The sequence below is a fragment of the Patiriisocius sp. Uisw_017 genome (assembly GCF_047731265.1).
GTDB lineage: Bacteria > Bacteroidota > Bacteroidia > Flavobacteriales > Flavobacteriaceae > Patiriisocius.
Genome location: NZ_CP159835.1, coordinates 2,154,168 through 2,175,823 on the forward strand (window position 1 = coordinate 2,154,168; position 21,656 = coordinate 2,175,823).

20 protein-coding genes and 1 pseudogene are annotated in these 21,656 nt (G+C 35.3%); 18 read left to right on the top strand and 3 right to left on the bottom strand.

The features are described from left to right. Nucleotides 1-342 precede the first annotated feature (342 nt). Both ABXT67_RS09900 and ABXT67_RS09905 read right to left on the bottom strand, forming a co-directional pair. On the bottom strand, nucleotides 343-747 hold the full coding sequence (locus tag ABXT67_RS09900; protein ID WP_415373851.1) for a PUR family DNA/RNA-binding protein: 405 nt from the start codon (nucleotides 745-747) through the stop codon (nucleotides 343-345). Between the two features lie 65 nt (nucleotides 748-812). Then, nucleotides 813-2,570 carry an ABC transporter ATP-binding protein gene (locus ABXT67_RS09905; RefSeq protein ID WP_415373852.1) on the bottom strand — a complete coding sequence of 586 codons (1,758 nt, stop codon included), beginning with the start codon at nucleotides 2,568-2,570 and terminating at the stop codon, nucleotides 813-815. Nucleotides 2,571-2,683: 113 nt separating this feature from the next. Here ABXT67_RS09905 and ABXT67_RS09910 point away from each other — a divergent pair, with 113 nt between their 5' ends. The 4 genes from ABXT67_RS09910 to yajC all read left to right on the top strand — a co-directional run bounded on the left by ABXT67_RS09910 (nucleotide 2,684) and on the right by yajC (nucleotide 5,714). Further along, nucleotides 2,684-3,784 (top strand): Glu/Leu/Phe/Val family dehydrogenase, encoded by a 1,101-nt coding sequence (locus tag ABXT67_RS09910; protein WP_415373853.1) that lies wholly within the window; start codon nucleotides 2,684-2,686, stop codon nucleotides 3,782-3,784. A gap of 151 nt (nucleotides 3,785-3,935) precedes the next feature. Next, nucleotides 3,936-4,847 (top strand): transcription antitermination factor NusB, encoded by a 912-nt coding sequence (nusB, locus tag ABXT67_RS09915; RefSeq protein ID WP_415373854.1) that lies wholly within the window; start codon nucleotides 3,936-3,938, stop codon nucleotides 4,845-4,847. 54 nt (nucleotides 4,848-4,901) lie between these two features. Next, complete coding sequence (locus ABXT67_RS09920; RefSeq protein ID WP_415373855.1) at nucleotides 4,902-5,387, top strand: DUF1573 domain-containing protein; 486 nt, start codon at nucleotides 4,902-4,904, stop codon at nucleotides 5,385-5,387. A 36-nt stretch (nucleotides 5,388-5,423) separates the two neighbouring features. Further along, nucleotides 5,424-5,714, top strand: a complete 291-nt coding sequence (gene yajC / locus ABXT67_RS09925; RefSeq protein ID WP_415373856.1) for a preprotein translocase subunit YajC — start codon at nucleotides 5,424-5,426, stop codon at nucleotides 5,712-5,714. A 125-nt stretch (nucleotides 5,715-5,839) separates the two neighbouring features. Here yajC and pepT read toward each other — a convergent pair whose 3' ends face one another. Continuing rightward, a complete protein-coding gene (gene pepT / locus ABXT67_RS09930; RefSeq protein WP_415373857.1) occupies nucleotides 5,840-7,078 on the bottom strand; it encodes a peptidase T in 1,239 nt (412 codons plus the stop codon). Between the two features lie 128 nt (nucleotides 7,079-7,206). On the opposite strand from pepT, the gene ABXT67_RS09935 reads away from it, so the two are divergent. From ABXT67_RS09935 to ABXT67_RS10000, 14 genes and pseudogenes are all read left to right on the top strand, one after another. Beyond that, a complete protein-coding gene (locus tag ABXT67_RS09935; RefSeq protein ID WP_415376977.1) occupies nucleotides 7,207-8,241 on the top strand; it encodes a quinone-dependent dihydroorotate dehydrogenase in 1,035 nt (344 codons plus the stop codon). 317 nt (nucleotides 8,242-8,558) lie between these two features. Beyond that, nucleotides 8,559-9,176, top strand: a complete 618-nt coding sequence (locus ABXT67_RS09940) for a LysE family translocator (RefSeq protein ID WP_415373858.1) — start codon at nucleotides 8,559-8,561, stop codon at nucleotides 9,174-9,176. 472 nt (nucleotides 9,177-9,648) lie between these two features. Further along, entirely contained in the window at nucleotides 9,649-10,512 is an 864-nt protein-coding gene (locus ABXT67_RS09945) for a hydroxymethylglutaryl-CoA lyase (RefSeq protein WP_415373859.1), read from the top strand. A 252-nt stretch (nucleotides 10,513-10,764) separates the two neighbouring features. Then, nucleotides 10,765-12,234, top strand: coding sequence for a bifunctional metallophosphatase/5'-nucleotidase (locus ABXT67_RS09950; RefSeq protein WP_415373860.1), 1,470 nt, complete (start codon nucleotides 10,765-10,767; stop codon nucleotides 12,232-12,234). Nucleotides 12,235-12,340: 106 nt separating this feature from the next. Next, the gene (locus ABXT67_RS09955; RefSeq protein ID WP_415373861.1) at nucleotides 12,341-12,814 is read left to right on the top strand and encodes a heme-binding domain-containing protein; all 474 of its coding nucleotides are present in this window, start codon (nucleotides 12,341-12,343) and stop codon (nucleotides 12,812-12,814) included. Nucleotides 12,815-13,022: 208 nt separating this feature from the next. Then, nucleotides 13,023-14,162 (top strand): T9SS type A sorting domain-containing protein, encoded by a 1,140-nt coding sequence (locus ABXT67_RS09960; RefSeq protein WP_415373862.1) that lies wholly within the window; start codon nucleotides 13,023-13,025, stop codon nucleotides 14,160-14,162. Nucleotides 14,163-14,585: 423 nt separating this feature from the next. Continuing rightward, nucleotides 14,586-15,464, top strand: a complete 879-nt coding sequence (locus ABXT67_RS09965) for a hypothetical protein (protein WP_415373863.1) — start codon at nucleotides 14,586-14,588, stop codon at nucleotides 15,462-15,464. A gap of 228 nt (nucleotides 15,465-15,692) precedes the next feature. Next, nucleotides 15,693-16,160: a hypothetical protein gene (locus tag ABXT67_RS09970; RefSeq protein ID WP_415373864.1), complete on the top strand. Its 468-nt coding sequence runs from the start codon at nucleotides 15,693-15,695 to the stop codon at nucleotides 16,158-16,160. Between the two features lie 24 nt (nucleotides 16,161-16,184). Next, a pseudogene (locus tag ABXT67_RS09975) lies at nucleotides 16,185-16,424 on the top strand (amidohydrolase family protein); the annotation flags it as partial. A gap of 3 nt (nucleotides 16,425-16,427) precedes the next feature. Continuing rightward, nucleotides 16,428-16,574 (top strand): hypothetical protein, encoded by a 147-nt coding sequence (locus tag ABXT67_RS09980; RefSeq protein WP_415373865.1) that lies wholly within the window; start codon nucleotides 16,428-16,430, stop codon nucleotides 16,572-16,574. Between the two features lie 9 nt (nucleotides 16,575-16,583). Beyond that, a complete protein-coding gene (locus tag ABXT67_RS09985) occupies nucleotides 16,584-17,402 on the top strand; it encodes an amidohydrolase (protein WP_415373866.1) in 819 nt (272 codons plus the stop codon). A gap of 425 nt (nucleotides 17,403-17,827) precedes the next feature. Next, entirely contained in the window at nucleotides 17,828-19,057 is a 1,230-nt protein-coding gene (locus ABXT67_RS09990) for a DUF4856 domain-containing protein (RefSeq protein ID WP_415373867.1), read from the top strand. A 23-nt stretch (nucleotides 19,058-19,080) separates the two neighbouring features. Beyond that, the gene (locus ABXT67_RS09995) at nucleotides 19,081-20,214 is read left to right on the top strand and encodes an imelysin family protein (protein WP_415373868.1); all 1,134 of its coding nucleotides are present in this window, start codon (nucleotides 19,081-19,083) and stop codon (nucleotides 20,212-20,214) included. Further along, nucleotides 20,214-21,578 (top strand): HTTM domain-containing protein, encoded by a 1,365-nt coding sequence (locus tag ABXT67_RS10000; protein WP_415373869.1) that lies wholly within the window; start codon nucleotides 20,214-20,216, stop codon nucleotides 21,576-21,578. Before ABXT67_RS09995 ends, ABXT67_RS10000 begins: the two co-directional genes overlap by 1 nt. The last annotated feature ends 78 nt before the right edge of the window (nucleotides 21,579-21,656 follow it).

A 21,656-nucleotide genomic window follows, 5' to 3' on the forward strand; every position in this document is an offset into this window, starting at 1 on the left:
AAACCTGTTAACATTATATTCTAATATTTTGTTATTTGTGAAGGTTGAAGCTTGCCTAAAAAATAAATGAAGCCGAACACCCATTAATGAGTGGTTCTAGATACCTTCGATAAAGTTTCATTTTATCCAGGCAATTCTCAAGGGGAGAAGATTTACGCTTATGTAACAATATTTAAGAGTTTCTCTCCTTGAGAGGATTTAGGATGGGTGTCTTGCGGTAATTGACCAATTTATTTTAGGCACAAAAAAAACCGCTTTAAAAAATTAAAGCGGTTTTAATTAAACGTGGCATTGACCCGTTTTTATATTTTGTTATTTGTTATTTTATTACCCCAAAGTAATTTAGATGTCATCAAAATCAACATCTGTAAAATTTGTTTCAGCGGGCTTGTCTAATGTTTCACCAGCTTCATTTGCGGTATCTAAGTTTTTTTCAGGAGCCTCTTCTCTTTTGTAATCTTTTTGATGACGCTCACTAATTACTTCTTCACCTTTTTTGTCAATTACAAATTGAATCATTTCATCAAGGTTGTCTTTAAACTCGTGAAAATCTTCTTTGTATAAATAGATTTTGTGTTTTTTGTAGTGAAATGATCCGTCGTCATTAGTGAACTTTTTACTTTCAGTAATTGTCAAATAATAGTCACCTGCTTTTGTAGATCGTACGTCAAAAAAGTAAGTACGTCGTCCTGCACGCATCACCTTACTGTGTATTTCTTCTTGCTCCATTGCGTAATTATCGCTCATAATAGTAGTTTATAGTATTTCTTTTCCTCAAAAATCCATAAAAATTATAAATACCACAAATTAAATTACAATTCTTTTTCAGTACGTTGTTTCTGGTATAATTCTTTGTAATACCCTTCGCTGTTCACTAGTTGATTATGAGTCCCTTGTTGAATTATAGCACCTTCCTTAAGCACAATAATTTTATCAGCATTTTTTGCTGAAGAAACTCTATGGCTCACAATAATGGTAGTCTTATCCCGTGAAATTTTGTTAAGATTGTTTAAGATTTCTTCTTCTGTCTCTGTATCTACTGCACTTAAACAATCATCAAATAACAATATGGCTGGATTTTTAATAACAGCTCTCGCGATAGAAACACGTTGCTTTTGGCCACCGCTTAGCGTAATCCCACGTTCTCCTAGTATGGTGTTATATCCTTTGCTAAAACCTTCAATATTATTATGTACTGCAGCAAGTTTAGCCGCCGCTATTACTTCAGCATCTGTAGCATTTGCTTTTCCAAATTTGATGTTGTCTTTTATACTCTCACTAAACAAAAATGCATCCTGTGGAACATAACCAATGTTCTGTCTCAAACTTTTTAAATGAATTGCATCAATTGCTGTTTCATCAATTAGTAATTCACCTTCGTGTATATCGTAGAGTCTACCGATGAGTTCTAAAATCGTAGATTTACCAGAACCCGTATTCCCAATAATGGCAACTGTTTCACCTGGATTTATAGAGAATGAAATATCATTAAGCGCCCTAATATTTGTTTCATCATAAACAAAGGAGAGGTTCTTAAATTCAATTTTTCCTACCACTGAAGTTTCCGTTATCGCATTATTTTTAATATCTGGAACCGTGTTCAAAAATTCATTAATTCTTTTTTGCGAAGCTTCGGCTTGCTGAATCATAGAAGTAACCCAACCAATAATAGCAACGGGCCAAGTGAGCATATTTACATAGATTAAAAACTCTACAATCGTACCAAAATCTTCAATCTCTCCGCTAATAAATCGAGAACCCCCAATGTAAATTACCAGAACGTTACTCGCCCCAATAAGCATCATCATTAATGGAAAAAACAATGCTTGTACTTTAACGAGGTCTATGTTTTTGTCACGGCTTCCTTCAGAAAGGGTTACAAATTCGTTGTTAATTCTTGGCTCGATTCCGTAGGCTTTTATGACATTTATTCCGCTGAAACTCTCCTGTGTAAAGGTGGTCAATTTAGAAAGGTATTGTTGTACGACGGTACTTCTTTTATGGATGGCAATACTCAATCTATAAATCAGAATAGATAATATAGGAAGCGGTGCAACAGCATATAAAGTTAAGGTTGGCGCTATGTAGAGCATATAACTTATGGCAACGATAAAAAGTGTAATTGTTGATGTGCTATACATAATTACAGGTCCCATATACATTCGTACTTTTCCCACGTCTTCACTTATCCGGTTCATTAAATCTCCCGTTCTATTTTGTTTGTAGAAGCCAAGCGATAATTTTTGATAGTGTGCATAGATTTCGTTTTTGAGATCAAATTCTACTTTTCGAGATACTATAATGATGGTTTGGCGCATTACAAAGGTGAATAAGGCAGCTAAAATGGTTGCGCTTAAAAGAATTAATATGTTGGATAATAATTCAGATTGAACAATAGCCATATCTGTAATCTTACCATTTATTTTCTTTTCTACAATGGTCACACTATCGCCTACTTTCATAGGTACAACGAGTTTGAAAACAGCAGCGATTACAGTAATAAACATTCCTAAAAAAAGGCGACCCCGATATTTTTTAAGGTATTTGTTGAGGTATTTAAGTTCTTTCATAAAGGCAATCGAGTTATTAACAAATTCTTATTTTATGAGTTTTTTTGTGTGGTATGGTCAAGTAACGAGTATTTTTGCGCGTCCTTTTTAGGGGGTATGCAAAAAATAGCACTATGACTACGGAAGTAATTTCAGGTAAAAACATAAAAAAAATAAGTCCAGTGTTTGGACAGTTTTCCTTCAAAGACCACGAGCAAATCGTTTTTTGTAACGACAAAGATACTGGTTTAAAAGCAATAATTGGAATTCATAATACAGTGTTAGGACCTGCTCTTGGGGGTACTCGAATGTGGCAATATGCAAGTGAACAAGAGGCCTTAAACGATGTATTGCGTTTGTCACGGGGCATGACCTACAAAAGCGCAATAACCGGGCTTAATCTAGGTGGCGGTAAAGCCGTGATTATTGGGGACGCAAAAACTCAAAAAACACCCGAACTAATGCTGCGTTTTGGAGAGTTTGTTCACGGACTTGGTGGAAAATACATCACAGCAGAAGATGTAGGAATGGCTACAAGCGATATGGATCTTGTGCGCACGGTGACCCCATATGTTACAGGAATAAGCCAGGATAAAGGTGGCGCAGGAAACCCTTCTCCTATTACAGCCTATGGTACTTTTATGGGAATGAAAGCGGCGGCAAAATATGCTTTTGGTAATGACGATTTAGAAAACCGAGTAATCTATGTGCAAGGTATTGGTAATGTGGGGGAGGCACTCGTAGAACATTTGAGTAATGAAGGAGCGAAAGTATTCATTAGCGATATCAACCAAGATAGATTAGAAGAAGTCAGAGGTAAGTATAGTGTTGAAATTTATACCGGAAATAATATTTATGCAGAAGAAATGGATATCTATGCTCCTTGTGCACTAGGGGCCACTATTAACGATACGACCTTGCCACAATTAAAAGCAAAAGTGATTGCGGGTGCAGCGAATAACCAGTTAGCAGATGAGGTCAAACATGGAGAATTATTGCGAGAACGTGGAATTGTTTACGCACCAGATTTCTTAATAAATGCGGGTGGAATTATAAATGTATATGCTGAATTAGAGAATTACGGAAGACAGGAGATAATCCGTAAGACAGAAAACATTTATACGACCACCTTAGAAATCCTGGAAACTGCTGAAAAGAGCGATATTACAACACACTTCGCGGCACTTAGTATTGCGCAATCAAGAATTGATGCAAGAAAAGCTGAAAAGGCGTAACCAGTTTTTATAAAATACTATCTTTGCACCGCATTCTATATATGTAAAATGCGGTGTTTTTTATTGTTTTTAACTGAAATAGAAAACCATTCAAATTTTAACAAGTTCTTTTAAAACTATGCTAACCAGAAGACATATTAGGGTAAAAGTTTTGCAATCAATCTACGCTTTTAACCAAAGCCAAAACCCCGATTTAGAAAAACAAGAAAAGTTTTTGCTCTACAGTATAGATCAGATGTTGGATTTATATGTATTATCATTGCAGCTACTCTTGGAAATGAGAGTGAGCGAAGAGAGGTTTTTGTTAACATCACAAAAAAAGCATCTTGCAACAAAAGAAGAGAAAGACTTCAGTCGAAATTTTCTAGATAATAAATTACTGGATATTATATCCAATAATGAAGAGCTCGCAGACTTTGTCAAGAAAAAGAAATTAAACTATTGGAAACTTGACGACGAATACACGGCAATTTTACTAAAAGATTTGCGTCAAAAAGACTTTTTTAAAGCCTACCTTCAAGAACCTACTCCAAGTTTTAGCGATGATAAAGCAGTCATTGTGAGAATTTACAAAGAGGTAATCGCTCCTAATGATCAGTATTATGAATATCTGGAGGATAAAAGGCTTACTTGGCTAGATGATTTTCCAATTGTAAATACAGCACTAGTAAAAATGCTGAACAAGCTTACTGAAAAAAATGTTGGAACCATACTTCTTCCAGAACTATATAAAAACGAAGAAGACAGAGAATATGCCCTCACCCTTTTGAGAAAAACAATTCTTAATGATGATAAACTAGGCGATGCAATTGAAGGTAAAACACCTAATTGGGACAAAGATCGTATTGCAGACTTAGACATGATTATAATAAAAATGGGTATTGCTGAGTTTTTATACTTCCCGTCAATTCCGGTAAGAGCTACTATAAACGAATATTTAGAAATCGCTAAAGAGTACTCAACGCCAAAGAGCAGTATTTTTATCAATGGTATTTTAGACAAGTTAGTGAAGGAATTAACAGTGTCTAAAAAAATTCACAAAATTGGACGGGGACTTCGATAAGATGTTTTTTTTGATTATTTTAGCCGCTCTAAAAATTTTTAATTTATTTTAACTATGAAAAATTCAATTTTGATAGTAGCTGTAACGGCGCTATTCGTATTTACATCTTGTAAAGAAAAAGCTGCAGACAGCGTTAGCGATACAAACGTAACAGCAGCTGCAGATCGTGATTCAAAAGCTGGTGAATACCCTGTTATGACTTTTGCTGAAAAAGAATATGATTTTGGTGAGCTTGCGCAAGGTACGGCTGTAGAGCATATTTTTAAATTTACAAATACAGGTAAAAGTAACCTTGTAATTGTTGATGCAAAAAGTAGCTGTGGATGCACTGTGCCAACATTTACTGATAAGCCAGTTGCTCCAGGAGAGTCAGGTGAGCTTTTAGTTAAATTCAATGGTAGTGGTAAAAATCAAGTAAGTAAAACAGTAACTATTACTGCTAATACTGAAGCTGGTAAAGAAACGTTGCTTATCAAAGCATTCGTTCAAGCTAAAGACGGCGCACCAGCAGGATTGAAAGTTGCACCTGCTTCAAAATAATAAGACTTAAGATTATAATCTTATAAAAAGAAATTTATGGGTGATTTAAGCCAGATGTTACCAATTGTTTTATTGTTTGGAGTAATGTATTTTTTTCTTATACGTCCTTCAATGCAAAAGCAGAAGAAAGAACGAAAGTACGTTGCCGAGATTAAAACAGGCGATAAAGTGGTAACAAAAAGTGGAATGCATGGCAAGATTTTAAGTCTAAACGACGACGGAACTTGTATCATAGAATCCGGTGCTGGAAAGATGAAGTTTGAGCGCTCTTCCCTTTCTATGGAAATGAGTGTGAAGCTTAATGACAACAAGCTCATTAAGAAGTAAGAATTCTTTCACAATATTAAAAACCTCCAGCTTTTTGTTGGAGGTTTTTTTTATTTTTATTCGCCAAAAAATCAAGTTCTTTTGAATGAATTTAATGAGTGTCTTTTAGTATTCGCAATAAGCTCTTATTTTTCTTTTCCTACTAGCTCACAAATCCCAACAATTACTTCAATTGCTTTTTGCATACTTTCTACAGGGACATATTCAAATCTCCCATGAAAATTATGCCCTCCCGCGAAAATATTAGGACAAGGAAGTCCCATAAAGCTCAATTGAGAGCCATCAGTACCACCGCGAATGGGCTTTATTAATGGAGCTATATCTGCATTTTTCATTGCTTGTTCAGCAATATTAACGATGTGCATTACGGGTTCAATTTTTTCGCGCATATTAAAATATTGATCCTTAATTTCGACAGTAACCACTTCTTTTCCGAGCTGTGCATTTAGTTCACCAGCTAGCTTTAGCATTATTTCTTTTCTAGCTTCAAAATGTCCCTTGTCGTGATCTCTAATAATGTATTTTAATTGAGTGCTATCTACTTCGCCTTTTACGCTATATAAGTGAAAAAAGCCCTGTCGATCCTCTGTATGTTCTGGGGTTTCCAATCTTGGTAGCGAGTTAATATAGTCGGTAGCGATATACATACTATTTACCATTTTTCCTTTTGCATACCCAGGATGAACAATTTTTCCTTCGACGGTCACTAATGCTCCAGCAGCATTAAAGTTTTCATACTCTAATTCGCCTATTTGGCTCCCGTCCATAGTATAAGCCCAATCTGCACCAAATTTCTCCACATCAAATTTATGAGCTCCGCGGCCTATTTCTTCGTCGGGAGTAAAGCCAATTCGGATGGTGCCGTGTTTAATTTCTGGATGGTTCACTAGATATTCCATTGCGCTAATAATTTCAGCAATACCAGCTTTGTCATCTGCTCCTAAAAGCGTTGTCCCATCAGTAGTGATTAAAGTTTGACCTTTATATAATAATAGATCTTCAAAATAATCTGGTGATAGGATGATGTTTTCTTTTGCATTTAATACAATGTCTTTACCATCATAATTTTCAATAATTTGAGGGTTCACCTTGGCTCCTGTAAAATCTGGTGTGGTGTCAAAATGAGAAACAAAACCAATCGTAGGTGTTTCGTGATTCACATTACTAGGCAGCGTAGCCATAATATACGCATTTTCATCAATCGTAACCTCTTGTAGCCCAATTTCCTTTAGCTCTTGCACGAGTGCATTTGCAAGGTTCCATTGTTTAGCGCTGCTCGGTGTCGTGTCGCTATCGGGATCACTTTCAGTATCTACGGTAACGTAACTTACAAATCTTTTGATGAGTTTTTCTTTTGAAATCATTGTGTTGGTTTTAATCGTTTGCTTACTAAAGATTCAAAGTTAATACTAATTTTATCTCAATAACTATGAGTGTTCTATTTTCTGAAAAGACAATTTTAAGTGTTATTTTTGTAGCATATTTTAAATCTATGTACAAAAGCGTTCTCCGTCCCATTTTATTTTCATTCGATCCAGAAAAGGTGCATTATTTTACTTTTGGTTTGATAAAGTTGTTTTCTAATTTAGGTTTTGGCGGAATCTTTCGAAGTTTATACAATGTTAAAAATCCAAAATTACAACGGGAAGTATTTGGTTTAAAATTTGATAACCCAGTTGGACTAGCAGCAGGCTTTGATAAAAATGCGGTGTTGTATAATGAATTGGCAAATTTTGGGTTTGGCTTTATCGAAATAGGAACAGTAACACCAAGCGCCCAAGAGGGGAATCCAAAACAAAGACTCTTTCGATTAAAAGATGATAAGGGGATTATCAATAGAATGGGCTTCAATAATAATGGACTTCAAGAAACCATTCTTCAGCTTAAAAAGAACAAGCACAAATTACTAATCGGAGGGAATATTGGAAAGAATACTGCCACAGCACCAGAAAATTATACCGCAGATTACTTAGAATGCTTTTATGCATTACACCCATATGTGGATTATTTTGTGCTAAATGTGAGCTGCCCAAACGTAGGGAGTGACGCAAAATTAAACGATCGCGATTACCTTCAAGAATTAATAACCGAAGTTCAAAAGGCAAATAAAACATTTGAAAAGCAAAAACCTATTCTCTTAAAAATTGCGCCCGATTTAAACAACGACCAACTCGATGAAATTGTGGAATTGGTTCAAATCACAAATTTAGACGGTGTCATTGCGAGCAATACATCAACAAAAAGAGATGGTCTTAAGGCCAGTGGCGAAATGCTTTCTGAGATTGGATATGGTGGGTTAAGTGGTCAACCCATTAAAGAAGACAGTACCCGAGTAATTCGTTATTTGTCTCAAAAAAGTAATCTTGCCTTTCCAATTATAGGAGTGGGAGGGATTCATAGCGCAGAAGATGCGTTAGAAAAAATAAAGGCAGGCGCCACATTGGTTCAGATTTATACAGGGTTCATCTATGAAGGCCCTAGTTTGATTAAGAAAATAAATAAGGCTGTGTTGAATGCGGGATTATGAATTTTTTTTTGTCTAAAATTGAAAAATAACCCTGCCGAATTTTGGTTAATGATAGTTGTATTTTATTAAAATTATATCTGTAATCCACCCCGGAATAAATACGGGTCAGGCCGTTGCCCTAAACGCAGAAGTAATATTTATGCCATATAGTAATTGGTAACTGCTAGTTTAATGAGTGTTGCTCATGCAAAAGAAGAAATATAGTTGAGTTATTTAATTCATTTTATAAATATCACTCATTGTCTGGCCTAACGCTGTCGATACCTACAATCAAATAAAAATCAATTAATTGCCGCTTAACCTAAACCAAAAACACGTTGTTAGAAAACCTCTATTTATTCTCACTAGCAACCATGGCATTGGCAATAAGCCCAGGGCCAGATAATATTTATGTGCTTACACAAGCAATGGTTAATGGAACTAAAAGTGGTATTGCAACTACGGCAGGATTAATTAGCGGCTGTATTGTTCACACTACGCTGCTAGCATTTGGAGTTTCAGCATTGGTTACTGCTAACGAGAATGTTTTCTATGCTATAAAAATCTTTGGAGCGGTGTATCTTTTATACTTGGCATATCAAGTTTTTAAAAGTGACGGGACCATTTCTTTCAGTACCAATGCTCCTAAAAAATCACATCGAGAACTTTTCAAACAAGGTGTAATCATGAATCTACTCAATCCCAAAGTGATGGTTTTTTTCCTCTCGTTTTTCCCCGCTTTTTTGTGGGAACCTTCTCTAAATACAGTGTCTCAATTTTATATTTTAGGAATTACTTTTATGATAGTGAGTTTTTTGGTTTTTAGCCTTGTTGCTTTATTAGCAGGATCTATTTCGAACTATACTTTAAAACATAAAGGTATTGGTGTTTTTATGAAGTGGTTGCAAATTATAGTTTTTGTTGGTATTGCCATTTTTATTATGATACCTTCTTAGTGGGTTTTTAATTTGTAGATTCAAAAATCAGAATAATGCTCCTTCCTCCAACGGCATAGAATTATGAGATAACACAAGTAAAGAGCTAAGGTGTATCGTGAGAAGAATCGGTCTCGTGTTTATTGCGGGGTGAATTTCTAAATATCTTTAAAGATTTAGAGGTTTTTTATGCGAAATTCGGAAGGAGCCTTTTATCTCAACCTCCCTCAAGGTATTAATTTCAATTACTTATTTTAAAGATAACGAGTTTCCTTCCTAAAGGAGCAACTAAAAGGTGTGTTCAAATTAAAATTTAAAAAGGATACAATATTATAATTTTTCATTTCTAGATTATAATCAAAGAACACCCACCCAACCTTGCTCGAGTAAGGAGTTTTAAATATCTGCTTTTTTTAATTATCGTTATTTATAGCAGTATAAAATTCATAATTCTGAATTCATAATTATCAATTGAATTCCTATCTTTACCTTAATGCAAAAAGTAAAAATTATAGAGTGTCCTCGAGATGCAATGCAAGGTATAAAGGATTGGATTCCTACAGAGAAGAAGGTGCAATACATTCAGTCTTTGTTGCGCTGCGGTTTTGATACTATTGATGTAGGGAGTTTTGTTTCTCCAAAGGCAATACCGCAAATGGTGGACACGGCTGAAATGCTTTCGCAATTAGACCTGTCTAGAACTTCAAGTAAGTTACTCGCGATAGTGGCAAACGTGAGAGGCGCCGAAGCTGCTGTAACACATAACACGATTGATTATTTAGGCTATCCTTTTTCTATTTCGGAGAACTTTCAAATGCGGAATACCCACAAAACAATTGCACAATCTATTGATACACTTTCTCAAATATTAGAAATTGCCGATAACAATAATAAAGAAGTAGTGACATATCTTTCTATGGGTTTTGGAAATCCTTATGGGGATCCTTGGAATGTTGATATCGTAGGAGAGTGGGCTGAGAAACTAGCTAGAATGGGTGTGAAGATTTTGTCTCTAAGTGATACCGTAGGAACTTCCACACCAGAAACGGTTGACTATCTTTTTTCGAATCTTATCAAGAAATATTCTGCAATAGAGTTTGGTGCGCATTTGCACACAACGCCCGCTGCTTGGCACGAAAAAATGGATGCTGCATACAAGGCAGGATGTGTTCGTTTTGATGGGGCAATTCAAGGTTTTGGTGGCTGTCCAATGGCAAAAGACGAACTAACAGGAAATATGCCTACTGAAAAAATGCTGAGCTATTTCAATACAGTAAAAGCAGATAGCAATATCAACCCAATGAGTTTTGAAAGCGCTCATAATGAAGCGAGTAAAATATTTCACACTTACCATTAACGGGAGAATTACAGAATGTATAATATAGATTAAAAAATGACGGTATTTATAGGTTTGGAATAATAGCATACCCGAATTCTAAACCTAGATTGGTACTGAAATTGAAATTAAATTCAAATGAAAAAGACGCTACTTCATATTCCATTATCTATAGTCCAAACAGTACCTTCCATATTCCGAAGTAAACAGACAATTCTCTTTCTTCTTAGCTCTTTCTTCTTATTTCTAAACGCTTGTAAATCCACAAAAAATTTGGAAGTAAAAGACAAGGACACTGTTGTAATAAAATTAATACAGGTAAATGATGTGTATGAAATCGCACCCTTAAAAGGAGGAAAAGTTGGAGGAATGGCTCGTGTGGGCCATATTTCAGATTCGATAAAAAAAGCATTTCCTAATTCGTATTTAGTAATGGGAGGCGATTTTTTGAATCCGTCCTTATTGGGAACATTGAAAATAGATGGCAAACGTATCAAAGGAAAACAAATGATCGAAGTGATGAATGCGATGGATTTTGATATAGCAACTTTCGGCAATCACGAATTCGATTTAAATCTCAATGAGCTTCAAGACCGATTGAATGAAAGTGAATTTCAATGGACTTCAGCAAACGTATTTCAGAAAAATGGAGAAGACATTCGCGTTTTTAATACCATCAAAAATGGCGACAGTATTCCTATTCCCGAAAAGGTTATTTACGATATTCCAATTGGGAAAGAATATCCATTGCGCCTAGGGTTTTTTAGTGTGACCCTTGACTCAAATCCGGTGGATTGGGTGTATTATAGCGATTATATGTTAGAAGCCCGTTCTGCTTATACTGCACTGGAACAATCAAGAGCAGATATCATAATTGGCTTGACCCATTTAAGTATTGATCAAGACAAAGTAATTGCTGAAAGCCTTCCTGGTGTAGCTTTAATTATGGGAGGACACGAACATAAAAATATGTTAGTATCAACTAGTGGTGCCACGATTGCAAAAGCAGATGCCAATGCGAAAACAGTATATGTGCACACCTTGCGATACAATACAAAAACAGAGCAACTAAAAATAGACTCTGAATTATTAGCAATTAATGATAAAGTGTCATCCCTGTCCAGTATAAAAGAAATTGTAGACCGATGGGAGAAAGTCTTAGATGCTGAAATTAAACAGGTGATTGCAAATCCTTATGAGATAATATATGAGACCCAAGTTCCACTTGTAGTTACTGATGCTGCAAACCGAAGTACTCAAAGTGATTTAGGTATAATTATAACCGAAGCAATGGCCAAAGGATTTGATATTCCTGCGGAAGCAGCCATCGTTAACGGGGGGTCTTTTAGACTGGACGATACGCTCGAAGGGGAAATTACTAGCATCGATATTTTTAGGGTATTGCCCTTTGGTGGCATTGTCTTAAAGGTGGAAATGATGGGTGCTCTTTTAAAGGAAGTATTGGATTATGGAGAATCACAAAAAGGGACTGGTGCCTTCCTACAACGTTATAATATTGAAAATAAAAATGGCGTTTGGCTTATAAATGGCGTTAATATTAACGAAGATCAATCTTATACCATAGCTGTGAGTGATTTTTTATTGAAAGGATATGACATTCCGTTTTTGACACCTCAGAACAAAGGCGTTATAAATGTCTACAACCCTAAAGCCTTTGAACCCGCTTACGATATTAGAAAAACCGTTATTGATTTTATGAAAAGGAGTTATACCTTGGATTAATTATTCTTTCCTTTTTTAAACTTTCTAAGAATCTTATTTATAATAAACCTATATAAATACTTATTTTTGAAGACTAAAATATTTAAACCTGAACTAAATTACACCTATGAAATTCATTAAATATTTTTTTATTTTAGCATTGGCAGCCTTAGTTGTAATACAGTTTATTCGTCCTGAAAAAAACAGCGAAGGTTATGAAACAGTAGCGTTATTTGAAGCAGATGCAAATGTATCACCAGCAATGACAGAGTTGTTTAAAGCCAATTGCTACGATTGCCACAGTGCACAAACCCAATATCCTTGGTATGCAGAGATCCAGCCGGTACGTTTTTGGTTAGAGGACCATGTAAAAGATGGGAAGAAGCACTTTAATGTTTCTGCTTGGGATTCGTATTCGGCTAAAAAGAAAGACCATAAGCTAGAAGAACTTATTGAGTTTGTAGAAGAAGGGGAGATGCCCTTAGATACCTATACCTGGCTTCACGGCGATCTTAGCGAAGAGCAAACAAAACAAATCCTAGATTGGGCAGCAATAAGCCGTTTAAAGTATCAAAAAGAGATGGCTGGCTTGTTGAAGTAGCAGTTTTTTGAGATTTTATAAGGTTTAGGGTTGGCAACTAAAAAACATTGGATTGTGTGTCGTTAATTGTGATACACATTTGTTAACAATAATATAAAAACGCACTTTTTAAGATCATATTCTCCGGCAAATCTTATTAAAAATCAAATCAAATCAAATCAAATATTGTATTTAAATTATTATATTCACTCGATTTAAAAATTTTTAAATGAAAAATAAATATAAATTATTGATGTTAGTTCTCGTATTGTTTTGTTCTCATTTCACAGCACAAGCACAATTTAGTGAATTCGAACATGAGGGTATTGGCCGCCAATATATCTATTATGAGCCTGTAAACTTAAATGAGCAAATGCCTTTGGTATTTGTTATGCATGGATTCACCGGTGATGCTAACAGTATGAGGAATTATTCTGAAATGAATCAATTTGCAGACCAATATGGTTTTGCTGTTTGTTATCCTAGAGGAACTATCGATTCGAATGGATATCGATTTTGGAATGTAGGTTATGCATTTCACGAAAATGAAACTGTAGATGATGTCGGGTTTTTAACTGAATTGGCAGCGTATCTTCAATTAACCCATGGTTTGAATCCAGACTATACCTTTGCAACTGGTTTTTCTAATGGTGCAGAAATGTGTTACATGCTTGCTTGTCAATCATACGACACATTTAAGGCTGTGGCACCTGTAGCAGGGATGATTTTACAAGAAATATTAGACGAATGTGACAATAGTCCTCCAATCCCTTTGTTCGAAATACATGGTTCCCAAGATGACGTAACACCTATTTCTGGAGACCCAAATAACAATGATGGATGGGGAGCTTACCCAAGTATTCCTTTTACCATAAGTTATTTTTCAGACAAGAACGAATGCACAACTGTGGTGACAGAAACACTACCAAATATAGATCCCTCAGATGGGAGTTATATCGTTAGTGAAAAACACCTAGATGGCATTAACAATAATGAAGTTTGGTACTATGAAATAGTTGGTGGAGGACATGATTGGCCAGGGGCTTGGGGAAATATGGATATTGAAGCCGGGGAAGAAGCTTGGTTGTTTTTTCAAAAATATATCGATGATATATTGTCAACTTCTACTTTTGTATCGCTAGAAAAAAGTATTCTTGTTTTTCCAAATCCTACCAGTAACCTAATACACATCGAAAGTAGTGCTGAGGTAGAACTTCAAGAGGTAATTCTTTACAATACTTTAGGCATAACTATTAACGCAAAGTTTATTAATGAAAGTATTGATATATCTAATTTAGATACGGGTATTTATTTATTGAATATTAAAACTTCAAAAGGCAACCTAACAAAAAAGGTTGTAAAAAACTAAATTATATATTTTAGATAGCGGTAAGTTCTTAAAAACAGTTGATAGAATTATCAAAGAAATTAAATTAGAGCCATAATTAATTGTCAATGTTGTTTTGTGTTTTAAAAAATATCAAAGTAAAAAACACTCCTGTTGGTCGCATATATATGCAATGCAGGAGTGTTTACTTAATTAAAAGTAAAGTTGTATTTGGAACCTGCCTCTCGTGCCTCTGGCAAGCAGGGTTGTAGAATTTTTATAAATCTGACTTTTGACCATAAAAATAAAAAGTGGAATTTGTAAAATTCAGGCAGTATTTAACGCTAGATTAAACTGCTTTTTTTCTGCACGGACTTTTATATTCTAACACCTTCCCAAGCATGCTTTCATAAGATCATATTAGCATACCTGCTATAAGGATTAATCAATTCCTTCTTTCTTAATATGTCACATATATTAAAAAATAAAAACCTAGAAATTCATATTGACCTTCCTCTTGAAAATTATAACTTTTCAAGATTTGATTGGACCGGGAAAATTGTGAAAGTGAAATTTCAAAATATTCAATTGACCAGTATGGAAAGCTATGGTTTTCAAAATGAGAATCACGTAGGAAAAGGGTTTTATAATGAATTTGGGATTGATACTGCATTAGGCTTTGATGAAACAGATATTGGTGGTTGGTTTCATAAAATAGGCGTGGGACTATTAAGAAAAGGGGATGCTAAATACAGCGCTAATAAAAATCACGAGATTCAACCAGCCGAGTTTAAAATTACTACTGCATTAGATAAGCTTTTAATTTGCTGCAAATCAAAAATCATAAATGGCTATTCGTATGTATTGAAAAAAGAGATTGAATTACAAGATAATAGTTTCTCCGTTAAATATTATTTAAAAAATACCGGTAAAAAAGATATTATAACAGATGAATACGTTCACAATTTTATAGCAATTAATAAAGAATTAATTGGGGGTAACTATACACTGAAATTTCCATTTCAATTAAAACCTTTGTTATTTATAGAATCTGTTAATCCTGAACAAAAAGTTGAAATCGGACGAAATAACATCAAATTTAGTGGTTGCCCTTTGGAGACTTTCTTTTTTAGTAACCTCACAGGTTTCGAAAATGTCGATGCACAATGGGAATTATTAAACCTTGAAAGTAGCATAGGGCTAAGTGAAACTGGAAGTTTTCAAACAAACAAAGTGAATCTTTGGGGAGCAAACATGTTATTAGTCCTGAGTTATTTTATGACATCTCGATTAAACCCGGTCAATCAACTCAATGGTTTAGGAAGTATAATGTTTTTAGAATAAGTTAAAACGTCTGGTAACAACCAGTATCTTATATCATTTAGTGCCGCGGCTACCCTACTCAATGTATTCCTCTCGACTAACGACCAAATTCTTTGGTTTTTTTAAAGACAAACCAATCCTTGAGCTAAATACTTTTAGAACCTGCACTAAGAACATAACACATCTTGCTGTTTCCAGCTTTTGAAAGATTGAGGCATATTTACAATTCTAACCAACAATATAATTGGAATGAAAAAAATTGGAAGTCTTTTTTTGCCTGCAGTTGTCTCCTTCAGCTATAAAAATGAAAAAAAGTCAAATACTTCAGATGAAAGCACTCAGGTTACCTTGTATTATAATGGTGATATTCTTACGATTGTGGACGATGTTCCAAGCTATGCTGAAATAGTCGTCGTCAAAGATGGAGACATTGCTTTTGTGGGTGATGCTTCTAAAGTAGCTGTCTGGGAAGATTTCAATCCTAAAAAAACAGATTCAAAGGGGAAGACCCTCTTACCTGGTTTTATTGATGGGCATGCACTTTTTGCGAGCTTTTCTGCCCAAGCTATTGGTGCTCAAATCTTACCGCCGCCAGATGCTGGAGCAAAAAACATACCTGCACTCATAGCGATTCTTAAAGAATGGAATACACCTAAAAATAGAGCACTTACAGGCTGGGTTTTTGGATCAGGTTTTGATGATTCTGTTTTAGAATAAAAATGGTTTTTAACTAAGGAGGATTTAGATAAAGTGACTATGGAATTCCCTATTATGATTATCCATATCTCAGGTCATTTCGCATCCTTAAACTCAAAAGGATTAGAAATGATGAGCACTACACCCGAAACTAAAGATCCAGATGGTGGTATCATTAGACGCGTGCCCAATAGTCAAGAACCAAACAGTGTATTAGAAGAATTCGCCGCTATTCCCTATTACTCAAAAGCACTCACACCAGCTTCAGAAGAAGCACTTTTATAATTTATGACTGCAGGCCAAGAAATGGCTTTGTCTTTTGGCTATACCACAGCGCAAGAAGGACGCGCCATGGAACAACACGATATGCTAGCAACATTTGCTGAAAAGGATTTTTGGAAATTAGATATTGTATCGTATATAGATTATGTCTAGGCACAACATATGGAAAGCAAATGGTACAAGAAAGAGTATGAAAATCGCTATCGCTTAGCAGGTCTTAAATTAACTTTATATGGATCACCACAAGGAAGAACTGCTTGGAGAACAAAACCATATTTACTAGCGCCACACGGGGCAGTTGACAGATATGTTGGCTACCCTGCAATATCTCGGGAAAAAGATGTTTTAGCGATATATGAAAAAGCATTTAAAAATGATTGGCAAGTTCTTACCTGCGCAAATGGTGATGCTGCTTTGAATCAAATGATTCGAACCATATCTAAAGCAGCTAAAAAATATGGAAACGACGATAGGAGAAATCTATTAATTCATGGTCAATATGTGAGAGATGAACAACTAGACTCTTTTAAAGATTTAGATGTTATCGCTTCATTATTCTCGCTACCTACTTTTTACTGGGGTGACTGGCACAAAGAGATTATTGGGGACTCATTAGGCAACAGAATTAGTCCCGCAAGAACGGTGCTAAACAAAGGTTTGAAGGTCACAATACATACAGATGCTCCTGTGGCATTGCCCAATTTAATGCGTGCGGTTTGGACGGCAGTCAGCAGAATATCGCGATCAGGAAATGTCATTGGCGAAGGTGAAAAACTAAGCTCCTACGAAGCATTAAAATCCATTACAGATTGGAGTGCTTATCAGCATTTTGAGTTGGATACTAAAGGTACGTTAGCACCCGGGAAATTGGCAGATTTGGTTATTCTAGATAAGAATCCATTAAAAGTGCCGGTTGACGAAATTAAGGACATTCAAGTTCTAGAGACTATCAAAGAAGGGGTTGCTATTTTTAAGAGGTGATTGTATATTCTGATATATGGCTCCACATTCGTTAGTTTAGTTAATTACAGCAATGAAAAGAGATTTCTACGTGTTCTATCAAACATTCTAAAGAAATAGAACTTCTAATTTGATTAGGAGATGGGTTTCTTATTAAACCATAAAAGGCAGAGACACGGCTTCAACTTCAATGGGCAAATGGTACTTATGACGAGGAATAAAAACGCTTGGGAAGACTTTTTTTTGAGTATAAATGTCGCTTCAATTTCTACTAAATCACTTATTTTCAAATTTTAACATCTATAAAGCAATGTAAATGAGTGTCTTAATAAATATTTCACTTTCTTATTTTAATTTAATCTAAATAAGCTTGCCAGAACTAAAATCAGCTAGTATTTTTGCATCTTAAAAATAAACTATTCATAATAAATCTAAATAAGAAAACAATGATTCTCTTAAAAAATAAAACAGTTTTACTCTCCATTTCTTTACTAACGCTTTTTGGCTCTTGTTCTGATGATGACGATACCGTTGTAGTTGCAATAGAAAATACTGTAGAGGTCCCTGCAAATTATTCTTTTTCAAGAAATGGTGAATCTACTGTTTCGTTTTCAGGTCAAACAACTCGCATACAGATGGCAGAAGAAATGATAACTGCCTTTTTTGAGCCAACCAACACTGTTGAATCCCTAAACGCAATGTATGCTCACGAGGAAGGTGCTGCAAATTTTTCTAATAATGCACTTAACAGTTCGAATAAAAATATCAAAAGTAAAGTAGCAACTTCTATTGATTTCTTTGCTGCAAATGCTGCGGAATCTGCTCAAATAAAGCAAGATTTTGAAACTTTTATCGCTGGTCAAGTTAATGAAGTGTTTCCTGCTTGGGAAACATTAGCAACCCCAGGCGTGCCAGGACAAATTGCTGAAGGTAGTACGCCTCGCTACGTCAATGCAAAAGGATTAGAATATGATCAAGCATTTGTAAAAGGATTGATGGGTGCTTTGATGACAGACCAAATGTTAAACAACTATTTAAGCACTGCCGTCTTAGATGCAGGACAAAATATTGAAAATAATAATAGCGATACTACAGAAGAGGGAAAGCCTTATACTACCATGGAACACAAATGGGATGAAGGTTATGGTTATCTTTTTGGAAATGCACCAAATGCTGCGAATCCACTAGAAACTATAGGTGATGATGATAATTATTTAAACAAGTATTTAGGACGCCAAGAAGGAGATCCCGATTTTGCGGGGGCTTCTCAGAGAGTATTTAATGCTTTTGCATTAGGTCGTGCTGCAATTGTGGCAAAAAATTATGAGTTAAGAAACACGCAAGTTGAAATCATTCGTAAAGAAATTTCTGAAATGATAGGGATTAGAGCGGTGTACTATTTGCAAATTGCAAAAATAGGATTTACCAGTGGTGAAATAGGAGCAGCGCTTCACGATCTTTCAGAAGGATATGGTTTTGTTTACAGCCTTCAATTTAGTCGAAACCCTGAAACAAATCAACCTAATTTTTCTACAGCGGAAGTTAATTCTTATTTGGCAACAATGCTTGAAACATCTCCAAATGGTTTATGGGACATTCCTTTTGAAACACTAGATGAGCTCTCTAATACGATAGCGGCAAGGTTCGATTTTACAGTAGCAGAAGCAAATAATTAATTCCCTGAAAAAGATAGTCCATTATGAAAATGAAAAATTATATACAAATAACAGCAGTAGCTTTATGTACTTTGTTTATGTACGCCTGTTCTGAAGATGATGCTGAACCTTTAAATATAGAGACAGGCATATCTTTTGATCGTGCTGCGATACTTTTAAACTGGAGTGATAATATTATCATCCCATCTTTTACAAATTTTGAAACAGAAACAAACGCACTTGAAGTAGCCACACAAGTGTTTGTAGATAATCCAACCAACGAAACGTTGGAGGTGCTTCAGGCCAGTTGGTTTACCGCTTATCTGGGTTTTCAAAATGTGTCTATTTTTGAAATTGGTAGAGCTGAAGAGATTAGCTATCGAAATAGGTTAAACGCATATCCTACAAGTGTTTCAAAAATCAATAATTTTATTGAAAATGGAAATGTCAATTTAGATTTACCCTCTTCGTTTGATGCACAAGGATTTCCTGCTTTAGATTATCTTTTATATGGTTTAGCTCAAACCAATGAAGAAACATTAGCTTTTTACACAACAAATACAAATGCCGTAGCTTATAAAACGTTATTAACTGCGGTATCACAATCAATTCAATCTCTAACACAGCAGGTTCTTGCCAGTTGGACAGGGGGTTTTAGAGAATCATTTGTAGCTAATACAGCCTCTTCTGTAAATGGATCTGTAGATAAAGTAACTAATGACTTTATTTTTTATTATGAAAAAGCGCTTCGTGCAGCAAAGGTAGGGATCCCAGCAGGTATCTTTTCAAACGATCCTTTGCCACAAAATGTGGAAGCCCTTTATAAAGGTGACATATCTAAAGAGCTTTTAATGGCTTCCATCAAAACAACACAAGACTTTTTCAATGGAAAGCATTTTAATAGCAGTACTATAGGAGCAGGATATAAAGACTATTTAGATTTCTTGAATACTATTAAGGATGGAGAAGATTTAAGTGTTTTGATTAATGGGCAGTTCAATGTGGCTATGGAAGAGGCGATTACCCTGAATGATAATTTTGTTGTCCAAATTGAAAACGATAATAGTAAATTGTTAGAAGCTTATAACGAATTGCAACGTAATGTGGTATTTATCAAGGTCGATATGCTGCAAGCACTAAGCATTGATGTAGATTATGTAGACGCTGACGGTGACTAATGAGCAACACTTTTCTTACATATTGTAATAAACAAGTAGAGGCCGCCCCTTTGGCGGTCTTTCGTATTTTATTTGGTCTAATGATGCTTTTTAGTGTCATTAGGTTTTGGTCCTATGGGTGGATTGATCAATTGTATATCCAGCCTTCCTTTTCTTTTAGTTATTACGGTTTTGAATGGGCACAGCCTTTAGGTATTTATACCTATGGGCTGTTTGCAGTTTGTGGGATTTCCGCTTTATGCGTGGCCTTGGGTTATAAATATAGATTGGCCATTGTTATCTTTTTTTTAAGCTTTACTTATATTGAGTTGATGGATAAAACCACGTATCTCAACCATTATTACTTTGTGAGTTGTGTGAGTTTTATGATGATTTTTTTGCCGGCACATCGCTATTTTTCCGTGGATGGGTATAAGAATAAAAAATTATCTTCATTTACAATTCCACAATGGACCATTAGTAGTTTAAAAGTGATGCTTGGTATTGTCTATTTTTATGCGGGTTTAGCAAAACTCAATAGCGATTGGTTAGTAGAGGCAATGCCCCTCAAAATATGGTTACCCTCAAAGTATGATATTCCATTGATAGGCGATCTAATGCAACAGGAATGGTTGCATTACGCCTTTAGTTATGGAGGCGCTGGTTATGATTTACTAATTCCATTTTTATTGCTCTATAAACGCACGCGCTGGTTTGCATTTGCCTTAGTGGTTGTGTTTCATGTGTTAACAAGAGTGCTGTTTCCCATCGGTATTTTTCCTTATGTAATGATTGTAAGTGCACTCATCTTTTTTGAGGCGTCTTTACATCATAAAATACTTGCTTTTATTAGTCGTTTGTTTAGAATTTCAAAATCAAAAATGGATGGTCTGGCTACCGTTTCAAAAAGCGAAACTATTTCAAATATTAGTCCTGTTATTATAGCTGTTTTTTTAAGCATCCAATTACTTTTGCCTTGGCGTTATTTAGGTTATCCTGGAGAGTTGTTTTGGACTGAAGAAGGCTATCGATTTTCCTGGCGCGTTATGTTAATGGAAAAAGCAGGGTATGCTCAGTTTACATTAAAAGATGCTGTGTCTGGAAAGCAATTCGCCATAAACAATAGCGATTTTTTAACGCCTTTTCAGGAAAAACAAATGAGTGCCCAACCAGATTTTATATTGGAATATGCACATTTCTTAGGAAATCATTTTGAAGCACAAGGGCATCAAAATATTGCGGTATTTGTAGAAAGTTATGTGGCATTGAACGGTAGATTGAGTCAACGGTATGTAGATCCTAAGATAGATTTAATGCAAGTAACCGATAGTTTTGCCCCTAAGGATTGGTTGCTTCCATTTGGAGATGTAATAAAAGGATTTTAATTAACATCTCGCTAACCCACCTCAAAGGGTGGATTCTCTCCTCCGCTTTGAAGGGGATGCTGGAAGGGGATGTTGAAC

What these genes read in the sequence shown, in the direction of transcription:
- ABXT67_RS10000 (WP_415373869.1), top strand. Translation starts at nt 20,214, where the DNA reads ATGAGCAACACTTTTCTTACATATTGTAATAAACAAGTAGAGGCCGCC.
- ABXT67_RS09970 (WP_415373864.1), top strand. Translation starts at nt 15,693, where the DNA reads ATGAAAAAAATTGGAAGTCTTTTTTTGCCTGCAGTTGTCTCCTTCAGC.
- ABXT67_RS09980 (WP_415373865.1), top strand. Translation starts at nt 16,428, where the DNA reads ATGACTGCAGGCCAAGAAATGGCTTTGTCTTTTGGCTATACCACAGCG.
- pepT (WP_415373857.1), bottom strand. Translation starts at nt 7,078, where the DNA reads ATGATTTCAAAAGAAAAACTCATCAAAAGATTTGTAAGTTACGTTACC.
- ABXT67_RS09985 (WP_415373866.1), top strand. Translation starts at nt 16,584, where the DNA reads ATGGAAAGCAAATGGTACAAGAAAGAGTATGAAAATCGCTATCGCTTA.
- ABXT67_RS09935 (WP_415376977.1), top strand. Translation starts at nt 7,207, where the DNA reads ATGTACAAAAGCGTTCTCCGTCCCATTTTATTTTCATTCGATCCAGAA.
- ABXT67_RS09990 (WP_415373867.1), top strand. Translation starts at nt 17,828, where the DNA reads ATGATTCTCTTAAAAAATAAAACAGTTTTACTCTCCATTTCTTTACTA.
- ABXT67_RS09955 (WP_415373861.1), top strand. Translation starts at nt 12,341, where the DNA reads ATGAAATTCATTAAATATTTTTTTATTTTAGCATTGGCAGCCTTAGTT.
- ABXT67_RS09910 (WP_415373853.1), top strand. Translation starts at nt 2,684, where the DNA reads ATGACTACGGAAGTAATTTCAGGTAAAAACATAAAAAAAATAAGTCCA.
- ABXT67_RS09965 (WP_415373863.1), top strand. Translation starts at nt 14,586, where the DNA reads ATGTCACATATATTAAAAAATAAAAACCTAGAAATTCATATTGACCTT.
- ABXT67_RS09960 (WP_415373862.1), top strand. Translation starts at nt 13,023, where the DNA reads ATGAAAAATAAATATAAATTATTGATGTTAGTTCTCGTATTGTTTTGT.
- ABXT67_RS09945 (WP_415373859.1), top strand. Translation starts at nt 9,649, where the DNA reads ATGCAAAAAGTAAAAATTATAGAGTGTCCTCGAGATGCAATGCAAGGT.
- ABXT67_RS09900 (WP_415373851.1), bottom strand. Translation starts at nt 747, where the DNA reads ATGAGCGATAATTACGCAATGGAGCAAGAAGAAATACACAGTAAGGTG.
- ABXT67_RS09905 (WP_415373852.1), bottom strand. Translation starts at nt 2,570, where the DNA reads ATGAAAGAACTTAAATACCTCAACAAATACCTTAAAAAATATCGGGGT.
- yajC (WP_415373856.1), top strand. Translation starts at nt 5,424, where the DNA reads ATGGGTGATTTAAGCCAGATGTTACCAATTGTTTTATTGTTTGGAGTA.
- ABXT67_RS09995 (WP_415373868.1), top strand. Translation starts at nt 19,081, where the DNA reads ATGAAAATGAAAAATTATATACAAATAACAGCAGTAGCTTTATGTACT.
- ABXT67_RS09920 (WP_415373855.1), top strand. Translation starts at nt 4,902, where the DNA reads ATGAAAAATTCAATTTTGATAGTAGCTGTAACGGCGCTATTCGTATTT.